The organism is Enterobacter soli, from assembly GCF_964208575.1.
In the GTDB taxonomy this organism is placed as follows: domain Bacteria; phylum Pseudomonadota; class Gammaproteobacteria; order Enterobacterales; family Enterobacteriaceae; genus Enterobacter; species Enterobacter soli_A.
Genome location: NZ_CAXOFU010000003.1, coordinates 186,034 through 198,442, shown reverse-complemented (window position 1 = coordinate 198,442; position 12,409 = coordinate 186,034). Strand labels below are relative to the sequence as shown.

Sequence of the window (12,409 nt, the reverse complement as noted above, 5' to 3'; positions counted from 1 at the left end):
TCAGTTGTACTCCATGTCGATGGTCATCACGGTGTTGGCTTTTCCGGCGGTGACCTGCACATCGGTCTGGAAGTAATCCACCGAGAAAGGAATGTCGTTCGGGACGTTGGCCTGAGTCGCCCCGCCCACCGGAATCGGATAGTCGTAGCGCAGATCCACGCCGTCCAGCAGCACGCGTACCCCGACGCCCGTGGCGCTGTCCGGCCCCGGCGTCAGGTTGATCACGTCGCCAAAGGTGCTGTTCACCCCGTTGGCGCTGGTGATACTGGCGGTAAAGGCGGTGTCGTTGTCGCAGGTGGCCGTGAGGTGGAAATTGTTCCAGCCGGTGTAAGACCCGACGTGGTTGAACTGGCTGACGGGGAAATCCCCCAGCGTTACGGTCAGATTCATCGGGTCGATAGAGCAGGTGGTAGTGATGGGCGAGATGGTGCTGCTGTACCTGGTTTCGTTGTTGGTGCCCAGCGGCGCCTCGTCGTGAACGTTAAAGCCAAAGCGCGACGTCGCGAGCGTGATCACCCCGGAGGCGACCGTCGTCGCGGTCTTCACCAGTCTTATCGAATAGGTGAAGTTAAAGTTCTGGCTGCTGTCCACCGTTCCCACTGGCGTGGCGGTGCTGTTGCAGGCGCTGCCTTTGCCCTGAATGACCTGTCCGGCGCTGTTAAGCATTTCGATCCCCACGCCCGCCACGCCGGTTTCATACACTCCCGGCAGGCCGGGCACTTCCGTACCCAGCCCCAGATAGCAGGCCGTGATAACGGTGTTGTTCAGCGTGCCGGTGCAGCTCCCCGTCACGCTGTGGGTTTCCGTTGACGCGGGAACAATGCCCCCGACCGCCAGGCTTGGCGATACCGGCACTTTGCCCGCGCTCAGCGTGTAGGGCAGATCGCTGGTGGTGCAGGTCGCCGCGTGGGCGTGGGGCATAAAAAGCGCGCCGGCGGAGAGCGTTATCAGCAAAAAAGCATAGCGAAACAGAGACATGGTTATTTCCTGTTTTTGGGTCAGGAGCACTGGGCCGTGACGTTAATAATCTGGCTTCCGTTACCGGACGGAAGGTGATACGAGGCGGTGCAGCGGGTATCGGCGGTTCTGCCCCAGCTGACCTTCAGCGTCCCTTTTTGATGCATTCCCGACAGGAACACCTGCCCGTCGTCGCCGACGATAAATTCACCGCTATCCCCCGCGGCCGACGCGGTGGCGCCGAACGGAACCGGATGCCCGTCGGCCCGGCGCAGGGTCATCAGCACGCGGCTGCCCACGCGGGGAGTAAAGCTCGCGCGCACCACCGCGCCGCGCGTTGGCGTCACGACCTTGACCGCGTGGTCCACGTCGGCGGAATCCGGCAGCGTTTCGGTATTGAGCGCGACGGTGTTGTGACGGTACGGCGAGACATACGGCACAATCGCGTAGCCGCGGAAGTCGGTATTCACCCCGGTCTGGTTGCTGATGTTGGTGCCGTCCGCGCCCGGCGCTTCCACCAGCGCCACGGTATCGCCCATCGGCTGGCCAAGCGTCACGCCGTGCGCGTGGGCGATAACGCTGCCCTGCAGGCCAAAATTGACCTGCCGCTGGCTGTTGTCCTGGGAGTAGCCCGCCGTGGTTTCGCCGTAGGTGCCTTTGTAATCCGCGTTCAGGTTGGTGGTATCGCCGTTGGACTGGCTGTGGCCCTGCTGCATGCTCCAGCTGAGGTTATTTTCAGCCAGCGCGGTTCCGTTGATCCCCACGCTCTGGGTGGTGTCGTGCTTCGTGCTGTTCAGGTTGTAGTTCGCCCAGGTGTTGCTCATCCAGCGGTCGAGCGGAACGGATATGTTCAGGGCGATGGTGCGGTCGTTGCTGTAATCGCTGTCGTCATCGCCGTCGTAGGTGTTTTTGTTGTAGCCGTAGTTAATGCCGTAGCTGATCCCATGCCAGCTGTTGGTATACCCGACGCTGACGGAGGTCATATTCTGCTGGCTGTTCCAGTAGTTCTCTTTCACGTAGCTCAGGTTTATTGAGCCAAAACCGCCGCCCAGAGACTGGTCGACGGTGGCTTCCTGGCGGCTGCGGCGGCGATCCGGCGGCGTCCAGTCGTCGTTCCGGGTGTGGGAATCCAGCACTTCGCCAAGGGTGTAAAAGCCCGACGTGTTGTAGCGATACCCCGCCATCGAAAAATGGGTGCCGGTGGCGGCGAAATCTTTGCTGTAGCGCAAACGCCAGGACTGGCCCCGGGAGGTGGAATCCACGCCGCCTAACGCCGTGCGGGCGGTGGTGGCGTCCACGGAAACCGCGCCGAAGTCACCGATGTTCTTACCGATGCCGAGCGCCAGCGCGCTGTAGTATTTGCTGGCCTGAACGCCGCCGTAGGCGGTAAACCCAAACGGCAGGCCGTACATCGCCGTGCCCTGCATGAACGGCGTCTTCTCCACGTCGTCGTCATAGCTGCGATAGCGCCCGGCGGTGAGGCTGTACTTGAAGCGCCCCTCGCGCTGCAAAACCGGAACCGACGCGAAAGGCACCACGAAGTGCTGCTCGCTGCCGTCGGTCTCTTTCACCGTGACGTTCAAATCGCCGCTGCCGCCGGTGGGGTAGAGGTCGTCAATCACAAACGCGCCGGGCGCGACGAAGTTCTGGTAAATGACATAGCCGTTTTGCCGGACGGTGACCTGCGCGTTGCTGTGGGCAATCCCGCGGATGACCGGGGCGAAGCCCTTCATGCTGTCGGGCAACATATCGTCGTCAGACGCCATCTGCGCGCCAGTAAAGGAAATGCTGTCAAACACGTCGGCCGGCGACGAGCTCTGCCCGAGGGTCAGCTCGCTGTTGAGCCTGATAATGTCCCGCTGCCCGTAGGTGTAAACCGACGAAAACTCGCTCTGGTCGCTGTCGCCGCCGCTGGTTTTGCTCCAGGTGGAGTAGTTGCGAAAGCGCCACGCGCCCAGGTTCAGACCGGGACGCAGGTTCAGGTATTCGCTCTGCTGGCTGGTGCCGTTGGCCTCTTTGCTGTGGCTGTTGCCCGCAGAAAAGCTGTAGTTGAGCAGGCCGGCGTTAATACCTTCATCCAGCTCTTCCGGCGGCACGTAGCCGCGCGGGATCTGGATAATCGCGGTTTGCGGAATGCTCAGCAGCAGCTGCTGCTGGCTGACGCGAAAGGTCGCTTTAGCGGCATCCATCACCGAAAGATCCACGCAGCCGTTGTGCTCCGCCTGGGTGAATTTTTCGTTCTGGATGCCGAGGCTTTTTAATTCATCAAGGCTCAGGCAGGGCTGAAGCGTGGATTGATTATCCGCGCCTTTTTTAAGATCGAAGGTGACCTCTTTGTTGGCCACTTTATTATTATTGACGTAAATATCGACGTGGTATTTCCCCGGCGCCTGTCCCGGCCCGGTTTCAAATACGCTGAGGTCGGTTTTTCCCTGGTCGGGATTATCGACGTCAAGCAGCGCCGGGTTAAAATAATCTTCGGCTAAGGCGTTATGCGCGGAAATACCGACGACAACCATCCCCAATGCGGTAAGCATTTTAAGGTGATGGCGTTTTGGCGGTTTTGTGTCGTAATCCCAGGGCATAATTATTTCCGTTAATTATTGTATTAGCGGTTAGCGAAGCGTAGCGGTCCAGGCTTTAGAGATAGCGCCGTAATCGTTAATAATTTTCCAGCTGACGGTATTGCCTGCGGTATTGGTCGGCATTTCAAAATGACTCTCGCCTTTTGGCATGGCGTAAGAGACTTTTTGCAATTTCTTGCCGCCTAGGGTGATTTCCTGGAAATTCATATAGAACGGGGTAGGGTTATCAACAATAAGCTGATGCCCCTGGGCGTGCCACTGTAATTGAGAGGCCACATCGTCCGGTTTGCCGGTAATAGCGCTCGGGCGGTACAGTAATTTAATGCGCGTTTTAATCGCGATTTGCAGGGTATTCACGTTATCCTGGCGGGTAGACGACGGAATAGATTTTATATTGAGCCAGTACAGGGATTCGCGATCCTCCGGCAGGTTTCCCCCGGTGCGGATCACGCGCAGAACGTTGTCCTGCTTGCCGTCGAGGCGGAACAGCGGCGGCGTAATCAAAAAGGGCGCTTTTTCGCGAGCGTTGCTTTCACTCTCAACCCAGGACTGCACCAGGTAATCGATATTGTCCGGGTTGGTGACCTGAATGGAGGATTCTTTTTTACTTTCTGGATAAACAAGGCGGGTGCCGCCGATAGTGATCCCCGCGTGTGCGGTTGAAGCCATTAAAGCCAGTGAGGAGAGCAACAGGAATTTACGCATAGTTTGACCGTTAATAAGGAATAACAGATATTAGCCACCCGTAATGGCTAATATCTGTTTAATTAGTTATAAACGACAGTAAAGGTGGATACCGCGTTTGCTTGTCCAGCAACGATGCTCGCGCCAGTCTGAATATAACGTGCGCCAAATTGCAGATCGTTAGTGGTGGTGCCCGACGTCAGCGTATATTCCTTTGAGGCAGAATATAAGCTAATTGGGCTGGAGTTATTATCGAGCAACTGCACGCCAACACCCGTTGCCGCACCCGTACCTGACGTTAATGCAAGAACATCCGCGTCATTTGAATCAGGCGTGCCGCCAAAATTAATGGAGGCGGTGGTCACGGTATCCGGGCAATTTTTCAGCTGGATATCAAAGCGAGTGGTTGCTGCCGTTGAGCCTGAACCCGTAAATGCCGATTTAGCCACTTTCCCTAATGTCACATCCAGGGGATTGCTAAGGCTATTTACAACCGTACAGGCCGAATCGATAATTTCACCCGTGAAATTAACTTGACCTTCACCATTCGTAGCGGCAAGAGCAGGAACGGAAGCGCAAACAATCCCTGCGACAATGCCCGCCATAAATATCTTTTTCATTCAAATTCCCATATGAAAATATAATCAAAATGTACTAAACATCACCGCGGTGATTAATTCGAACGAGACTATGAATCATGGGATTTTCTTATTCAATTAACCTTCACTTCATTCCCGATTAACTGAATTTAACGTGTGTGACATTTGTCACACTCTTACTGGAATTGGCTTATAAAACAACGAGAAGAGAATGTGTCAAAACGTGTCTGCTGTGTTAAGTTACGGAAATTGTGACTACTTTTACCCAATCCTGATGCCCTAACGCGCGGAAACGGCGGGGAAGGTGATACGGAAATGATTAACCGCTACACATTTATCAGGGCTATAGTATCGGCAACGCATTAAAACGGAGAGATCTCGTGGATTATCGCAAAATTATCAAAGAGGTGGGGCGCGGTAAAAACCACGCTCGCGACCTGGACCTTGAAACGGCGCGCGCGCTTTACACCCACATGCTCAACGGCGACGTGCCGGAGCTGGAAATGGGCGGCATTTTGATTGCGCTGCGTATTAAAGGTGAAGGTGAAGCGGAAATGCGCGGATTTTACGAGGCGATGCAGGCGCAGACTCTCCGCTTAACGCCGCCCGTGGCGAAACCGATGCCGATTGTTATTCCCACCTACAACGGCGCGCGCAAGCAGGCGAACCTGACGCCGCTGCTGGCTATTTTGCTCAACAAGCTCGGTTTCCCGGTTGTGGTACACGGCGTCAGCGAAGATCCCACTCGCGTGCTGACCGAAACCATCTTCGAACTGCTGGGCATTCAACCGACCCTGCACGCCGGCCAGGCGCAGGCGCAGCTCGACGGACATCATCCGGTCTTTATTCCGGTCAAAGCGCTCTGCCCGCCGCTGGAAAAACAGCTGGATATGCGCTGGAGAATGGGCGTGCGCAACAGCGCCCACACTCTGGCAAAACTGGCGACGCCGTTTGCCGAAGACGCCGCGCTGCGCCTGTCCAGCGTGTCTCATCCGGAATACGTCACCCGCGTGGCCAACTTCTTTGACGATATCGGCGGCCGCGCGCTGCTGATGCACGGCACGGAAGGGGAGGTGTACGCCAACCCGCAGCGGTGTCCGCAGCAGATGCTGATTGATTCCGCGGGCGCGCGCGTGCTGCTGGAGCGCGGCGAAGAGAATAAAGACGTGGTTCTGCCGCAGGCGAAAGATCCGCAAACCACCGCGCACTGGATTGTGGAGTGTCTGTCAGGCAAAGTGCCCGTCCCGCACGCCATCAAGCTGCAAATGGCCTGCTGCCTGGTGGCAACGGGAGAAGTTGACTCGGTGGACGCCGGGCTGGCGCGCGTGGCGCAATCTTTTTAGGCAAAAAAAAGCCCGTCCAGTGGCGGACGGGCAAACAAAGGGTAACAACAACAGGGTCAATGATGAGGGTTGGAGCAACTCGCCAGAGGGTTTAGCGAGCGTGGAGCATCAGTCGTTCACTTACTTGTAGATAACCGCAGTACCGCTCAGTTTGTTATTGGTGTTCGCGGAGGTAATGGTGTATCCGCTTGCACCTGCAGCAGCTGCTTTCTCAGCCAGTTTCGCTTCCAGACCGTCCAGAGTCGTCGCGCCTTCTGCACTGACAACACCGATTTTGTTCATGCTCTGAGCCTGAGCAGGGGAAACTGCGTCAGCGGCGAATGCGCCAAAAGACAGAGCGGACAGGGCAACAGCGGCAACAGCATATTTGATGGTTTTCATAGTTAATCTCTCGCAGGTTATTCTGTTAGGGGGACGATGTTCCGTCGATGTGATAAGTATCACGGTTTTTTACGAAAGATAAAATCGAAGAGAATTGACGGCGTTGCTCAAATAATTTGAATGACAAATAAGTTATTGAATATTAATAAATTCAAATGATGGATTTACGTTTCTTGCCGCTTCGCTTTACAGAACACTTTTTAATCGCATTTTTTGCTACGCGTCAGGCTCAAATTCGTGAGCGTAAAGGAAACCGCTTGCGCGGTGAGTTTAGGTAAAGCAAAGTCAACGTAGCTGGCTGTCTTTCGATCCTCTGCGATTATATCCTGCATGTGAGGTGTTATGTGAATCTTTATCCTGCTGGCAGGCGATACATAACCGCACTCCGGGAATGGCTTTACGCCGCGCCTCCGGAATAGGTTCCCCGCACTCTTCGCATTCCGCCAGGCTTTCGCCGCGCGGGATCTCACCGCGAGCGCGCGCGACGGCATCTTCAATTGTACTGTTGATCTGTTCGTTAACGGCGTCATCATTCGCCCAGCCGGAAGCCATAGCGTTCTCCTCGCGTAGTCGCACTGTCTAAACTATGTGGGGTTAAAAAGTGAACAATCAAGGCAGGAAAGACGAGAACTGCATCTGTCGTTCAGATGCAGTGTTCTCAGAAAGGAAGCTTATTTATAGATAGTGGCAGTACCAAACATCCGTTTATCGCCGCTGGCGGAATTGACTACAATGCCTTTGGCACCTTCTTCACGGGCTTTGTCGGCCAGCTTCGCCTGAAGATCGTCAAGGTTTGCTGCGCCCGTTACGGAGACCGTACCTGCCGGGCGGAGCTGGCTGGTGTCGGTGCTGTCGGTGAGCGACTGAACGGCCAGGGCCGAGAACGATGCGCCTGCCAGCGCACCAGCGATAACAAGGGTCAGATATCTCTTCATAATCACATCCTCTGGAGGGAACAACGGGTGATTCCCTGTAAGTTTAGAAGCTTACAGAGTGTGATTTAGCGCAAAAATTTGATGATGATCTGCTTATTTTTTGAACGATGTTTTTTGACAAATCGTTGACAGATCATAGACATACAGGCTACTGATTTTTGTCTATTTTTTGCGCTTCGCAGAGAAATATTTACCGTTGGGTCATCAAAGGGTATCTTACGCCGCTGTTTAAAGGAGATTGCCATGACTTCGCAAAAGCCGGGATTGCACCCGCGTAACCGCCACCGCAGCCGCTATGATATGCAGGCCCTCTGCCTGAGCTGCCCACCGCTGCAGGACTTTATCGTGCAAACCCCTGTGGGTGAGCCCTCGGTCAATTTTGCCGATCCGCAGGCGGTCAAAATGCTGAACAAGGCGCTGCTGGCGCACTTTTACGGCGTGGCGAACTGGGACATTCCCGACGGCTTTCTCTGCCCACCGGTTCCGGGGCGTGCGGATTACGTCCATCATCTGGCCGATCTGCTGGCGGACGATAACGCGGGTGTGGTTCCGCCGCAGGCGACCATTCTGGACATCGGCACCGGCGCGAACCTTATCTATCCCCTGATTGGCGCGCACGAATACGGCTGGCGCTTTACCGGCAGCGAGATCGACGCCAGCGCCTTTGCCAGCGCGCAGGCCATTATTAACGGCAATGCCGGGCTGAGCCGCGCCGTTCGCCTGCGTCGGCAGAAAGATCCGGCGTTCATCTTCAACGGCATCATCCATAAGAATGAACAGTACGTTGCCACGATGTGCAACCCGCCGTTCCACGATTCGGCGGCCTCTGCCCGCGCGGGCAGCGAGCGCAAGCGCCGCAACCTCGGTCAGGCCGAAGACGCCGCGCTGAACTTTGGCGGCCAGCAGCAGGAGCTGTGGTGCGAGGGCGGGGAAGTGGCCTTCATCCTGAAAATGATCGCAGAGAGCAAAGCCTATGGGCGCCAGGTGAAGTGGTTTACTACGCTGGTTTCACGCGGCGACAACCTGCCGCCGCTGTACCGCGCCCTGACCGAAGCGGGCGCGGTGAAAGTGGTCAAAAAAGAGATGTCCCAGGGCCAGAAGCAGAGCCGCTTCATCGCCTGGTCGTTTATGGACGATAACAAACGCAGCAAGTAATCTTTTAGCGCCGCTGCCGCCCGGCAGCGTGCTTAAAGCGTCGGCTCCTGCGGCGGCGGCGCGAATGACGGCGGCGAGAGTACCTGATAGGTCTGCACCGGCATCCGCACGTCCGCCAGATCGAAGTGTTTTTTCACCATGCTGTCGAGGGCAAAGCGCACCGTCCACTGCTTCAGCGGCTGGGTGGTAAACGACACGCGCAGGGTAAAGGCGGTGTTGGTCAGCCCGACAATGCCCGCAAACGACGGCTCGCCAATCACCAGCCCGCGAATATCCTCCATCTCCATCAGCTCGTCCACCGCGTCTTTCAGCGCCTGCTTCGCCTTGTCGGCGTCTTCGTGGCGATCGACATCGTAGTTCGCCACCACCGAGCCGATGCCGCGCACGAAGTTCGCGAAGGTGGTGATCGATGACCACGGAATGATGTGGTACGCCCCGGTGTCCTGACGCACGCCGACGGAGCGAATCGACATCCGCTCCACCGTGCCGGTTAGCGGCCCGATGGTGACCAGATCCCCGGTATTCATCCCGTTCTCAAACTGAATAAAGATGCCGGTGATAATGTCCTTCACCAGCGTTTGCGAACCGAAAGAGATTGCCAGACCCAGCGCACCGGCACCCGCCAGCAGCGGCGCGATGTTAACGCCGATTTCCGACAGCACAATCATGATGGTAATGGTGCTGATGATCACCGCCAGCGCGTTGCGGAACAGCGTCAGCAGGGTTCGCGCGCGGGCGCTCGGCAGCGGCCGACCGTGAATATCCGATACCAGGCGGTTCTCGATAAGGCTCGCCAGCAGCGTCCAGCCCACGGCGGAGAAGAACAGGATCAGCGCGATGCGGATCAGGATATCGACGGTTTTCTCCCCCGCGCCGTTGTGCAGCCAGTTCCAGAAGTCAAACAGCCCCCACGCGTTAAGCAGCAGCATGATCGCCACGCAGACGGTGAGAATGCGCGCCACCTTGAGCGACACCGACATCCAGCCGTTCACGCGCTTTTGCAGCTCGGGATAGTTGCGCTGCACCTGCGCGGAGAGGGTGATGGTTTTGGAGATCCAGCGCGAGAGCAGGCCGGAAACGAAGGCCGCGATGCCGATAATCGCCAGGCTTTTAAAAGTCGCGCCCATCATAAACTTCAGGCTGTTGCCCGGATCGAACAGCGAGAAGAAGCACAGAACAATAAAGTAGGCGCTCGCCAGCCAGTGCCACACCAGCGCGAACGCCCGGATAAACAGGCTAAAGAACGAGAGCGAGCGATCGGCGAGGTGCAGCAGCCCCTGGGTGATGGCCTTTTTGTTGTGGAAGATGAGGTACAGCGCCCACACCGTAATGCACAGCATGATCAGCACGTTCGCCAGCGCGCCAAACTGAACGTTGACCTGATTGGAGATAATCGGCACGGCGACCAGCAGGCCGTAGCCAATCAGCCCGCTCAGCACGCTGAGCCGCACGGCCCAGTATTTTGCGGTGTCGTCCTGAATGGCAAAAGGGCGCAGTTCCGGCACGCGCGGGCAGAAGATCAGGCGCAGCAGCGCCTTGAAGAACTCAATCAGCGCGAAGGCGTTCAGAAACAGCGCCTGCTGGAAGGCGATGGTTTTGTTGCCCCCGTTGAGCCTGTCGGCCAGCACCTGACCGATAAACAGCGTCAATGCCAGCAGCAGTAAATCGATGATAAAGGCGCCCGCAATCATCGCGGGCAGGTGCAGCCAGCTGCTCTTGTGCTGGTTCTTTTTACGTCCCCAGTGGCCCATTTTTTTGTACAGCGGCCAGGCGCAGAGGCGTATCAGCCAGTAAAAAAGGAAGACGGCGCCGGCCAGCATTAAAAACTGGGTGGCGGCGGTGGAAAAGGTCTGCGGGTTAAACGGCTTGTGCGGGGAGCCAATCAGGTTGCGGTAGAGCTGGGCAAAGCGGGAGGAGAGCACGTCGCCGTAGTGGCGGCTGATATCGGTGACGTTTTCCAGCACCGTTTTTTGCTCCTCCACCCCGGGAGGCGTGATGGTCGGAACCGCCTCCTGCGGCGGCGTGGCGGCGACTTTTCGCAGCTGGCCGATCAGCTCCTGCCGGGAGGCGTCGTTTTCCAGCACGTCCGCAAGGGCGCCGTAGGCCGCTTTTTTCTGTTCTGCATCGGGTTCGGGAGGCGGGGCATTTTGCGACGTGGCGGCGGTGGACGCGGTGACGCCGGGGATCGTCACGGCGAACGATGGCGCACTCAACAGGCTAAGCAACAGCAGCAGGATCCACGGCACGGCGTCCTCCGGTAAAAATGTTCAACAAAATGATAAGTATAGAGCGCGAGGAGCAGAGGGGGATTTTTGGGAACAATCTGGCACAAAAAAGCCGGGTGCTGCTTGCGCATACCCGGCTTTACATACACGGCTGAATTACGACACGTGCTGGAGGAACTCCTGCAAGCGCTGGCTCGGCGGGTTCGCAATCAGATCCTGCGGGTTGCCGTCTTCGGCGATGCGGCCCTTGTCGATGAAGATCAGGCGGGACGCCACCTTTTCGGCAAAGCCGATTTCGTGGGTCACGATCACCATCGTCATGCCTTCTTCAGCCAGATCCTGCATGACTTTCAGCACCTCGTGGCGCAGCTCGGGGTCGAGCGCCGAGGTGGGCTCATCAAACAGCATCATTTTAGGCTTCACCGCCAGCGCACGGGCAATCGCCACGCGCTGCTGCTGGCCGCCCGACAGCTCGGAAGGGTAGTGGTGCGAACGCTCCGCCAGGCCGACTTTCGCCAGCAGGTCTTTCGCCAGCGCTTCCGCCGCCGCTTTGTTCGCCCCGCGCACGCGCAGCGGGCCAAACATCACGTTCTCCAGCGCCGTCAGGTGCGGGAAGAGGTAGAACTGCTGGAACACCATACCGGCTTCCTGGCGAATCAACCGCTCGTCGACTTTCGGGTCGTTTACCTTCAGGCCATCGACAATCAGGTCGCCGCTGGTGATCTCTTCCAGCTTGTTGATGCAGCGCAGCAGGGTAGATTTACCGGAGCCGGACGGCCCGATAATCACCACCACTTCACCCTGCTTGATGTTCAAATCGATATTGTGCAGCACCTGGGTTGGGCCAAAGTGCTTGGAAACGTTTTTAAATTCAATCACAGGATTTTCATCCTTCTTTCAAGACGACGCAGAACAAAGCTCAGAACCAGGGTGATGATCAGGTAGACAACCGCGACCGCACTCCAGATTTCCAGCGCGCGGAAGTTGCCAGCGATGATCTCCTGGCCCTGACGGGTCAGCTCTGCAACACCAATAACGATAAACAGCGAGGTGTCTTTGATACTGATGATCCACTGGTTGCCCAGCGGCGGCAGCATGCGGCGCAGCGCCAGCGGCAGAATCACGTGGCGGATGGTTTCGCGACGTGAAAGACCCAGCGCCAGACCGGCTTCACTGAACCCTTTATGAATCGACAGCACCGCGCCGCGGGTAATTTCCGCGATGTAGGCACCCGAGTTGATCATAATGGTCACGACCGCCGCGCTGAACGGATCGATGCGCAGGTCGGTGAAGGCCATAGGCAGGGCGAAGTAGATGAACATGACCTGGACGACAATCGGCGTCCCGCGGATCACTTCGATGAAAACCAGTGCGATGTGGTTAGCAATCCAGCCACCATAGGTGCGGGCGAAACCGGCGACGAGGCCGATGATCAACCCGCCAACCAGACCGAGGACCGAAATCCACAGGGTCATTTTGGCGCCTTCAAGCAAGAGAGGAATGGCAGGCCAGATGGCGCTCCAGTCAAACTGCATGATGTATTCC

12 protein-coding genes are annotated in these 12,409 nt (G+C 57.1%); 2 read left to right on the top strand and 10 right to left on the bottom strand.

All coding sequences use genetic code 11. The annotated features are described in order from the left end of the window. The 4 genes from AB6V08_RS04315 to AB6V08_RS04300 form a co-directional block, all read right to left on the bottom strand. Nucleotides 1-978 (bottom strand): fimbrial protein, encoded by a 978-nt coding sequence (locus AB6V08_RS04315; protein ID WP_368541529.1) that lies wholly within the window; start codon nucleotides 976-978, stop codon nucleotides 1-3. Nucleotides 979-998: 20 nt separating this feature from the next. After that, nucleotides 999-3,542 (bottom strand): fimbria/pilus outer membrane usher protein, encoded by a 2,544-nt coding sequence (locus AB6V08_RS04310; RefSeq protein ID WP_368541528.1) that lies wholly within the window; start codon nucleotides 3,540-3,542, stop codon nucleotides 999-1,001. A gap of 30 nt (nucleotides 3,543-3,572) precedes the next feature. Then, on the bottom strand, nucleotides 3,573-4,247 hold the full coding sequence (locus AB6V08_RS04305) for a molecular chaperone (protein WP_368541527.1): 675 nt from the start codon (nucleotides 4,245-4,247) through the stop codon (nucleotides 3,573-3,575). A 62-nt stretch (nucleotides 4,248-4,309) separates the two neighbouring features. Next, a complete protein-coding gene (locus AB6V08_RS04300) occupies nucleotides 4,310-4,846 on the bottom strand; it encodes a fimbrial protein (protein WP_368541526.1) in 537 nt (178 codons plus the stop codon). A 359-nt stretch (nucleotides 4,847-5,205) separates the two neighbouring features. Here AB6V08_RS04300 and ybiB point away from each other — a divergent pair, with 359 nt between their 5' ends. Beyond that, complete coding sequence (gene ybiB / locus AB6V08_RS04295) at nucleotides 5,206-6,168, top strand: DNA-binding protein YbiB (protein WP_368541525.1); 963 nt, start codon at nucleotides 5,206-5,208, stop codon at nucleotides 6,166-6,168. 120 nt (nucleotides 6,169-6,288) lie between these two features. On the opposite strand, the gene ybiJ is transcribed toward ybiB, so the two are convergent. The 3 genes from ybiJ to mcbA form a co-directional block, all read right to left on the bottom strand. Beyond that, the gene (ybiJ, locus tag AB6V08_RS04290; protein WP_368541524.1) at nucleotides 6,289-6,549 is read right to left on the bottom strand and encodes a DUF1471 family protein YbiJ; all 261 of its coding nucleotides are present in this window, start codon (nucleotides 6,547-6,549) and stop codon (nucleotides 6,289-6,291) included. Nucleotides 6,550-6,834: 285 nt separating this feature from the next. Continuing rightward, nucleotides 6,835-7,101, bottom strand: a complete 267-nt coding sequence (locus AB6V08_RS04285) for a DksA/TraR family C4-type zinc finger protein (RefSeq protein WP_368541523.1) — start codon at nucleotides 7,099-7,101, stop codon at nucleotides 6,835-6,837. 119 nt (nucleotides 7,102-7,220) lie between these two features. Continuing rightward, nucleotides 7,221-7,484 carry a DUF1471 family periplasmic protein McbA gene (mcbA, locus tag AB6V08_RS04280; protein WP_368541522.1) on the bottom strand — a complete coding sequence of 88 codons (264 nt, stop codon included), beginning with the start codon at nucleotides 7,482-7,484 and terminating at the stop codon, nucleotides 7,221-7,223. Nucleotides 7,485-7,727: 243 nt separating this feature from the next. Between mcbA and rlmF the strand changes: the two genes are divergently transcribed. Then, a complete protein-coding gene (gene rlmF / locus AB6V08_RS04275) occupies nucleotides 7,728-8,639 on the top strand; it encodes a 23S rRNA (adenine(1618)-N(6))-methyltransferase RlmF (protein ID WP_368541521.1) in 912 nt (303 codons plus the stop codon). A gap of 32 nt (nucleotides 8,640-8,671) precedes the next feature. On the opposite strand, the gene ybiO is transcribed toward rlmF, so the two are convergent. From ybiO to glnP, 3 genes are all read right to left on the bottom strand, one after another. Further along, a complete protein-coding gene (gene ybiO / locus AB6V08_RS04270; RefSeq protein ID WP_368541520.1) occupies nucleotides 8,672-10,885 on the bottom strand; it encodes a mechanosensitive channel protein in 2,214 nt (737 codons plus the stop codon). 135 nt (nucleotides 10,886-11,020) lie between these two features. Then, complete coding sequence (gene glnQ, locus AB6V08_RS04265) at nucleotides 11,021-11,743, bottom strand: glutamine ABC transporter ATP-binding protein GlnQ (protein ID WP_368541519.1); 723 nt, start codon at nucleotides 11,741-11,743, stop codon at nucleotides 11,021-11,023. Next, nucleotides 11,740-12,399 (bottom strand): glutamine ABC transporter permease GlnP, encoded by a 660-nt coding sequence (gene glnP, locus AB6V08_RS04260; RefSeq protein WP_003858462.1) that lies wholly within the window; start codon nucleotides 12,397-12,399, stop codon nucleotides 11,740-11,742. Before glnP ends, glnQ begins: the two co-directional genes overlap by 4 nt. Nucleotides 12,400-12,409: the final 10 nt, after the last annotated feature.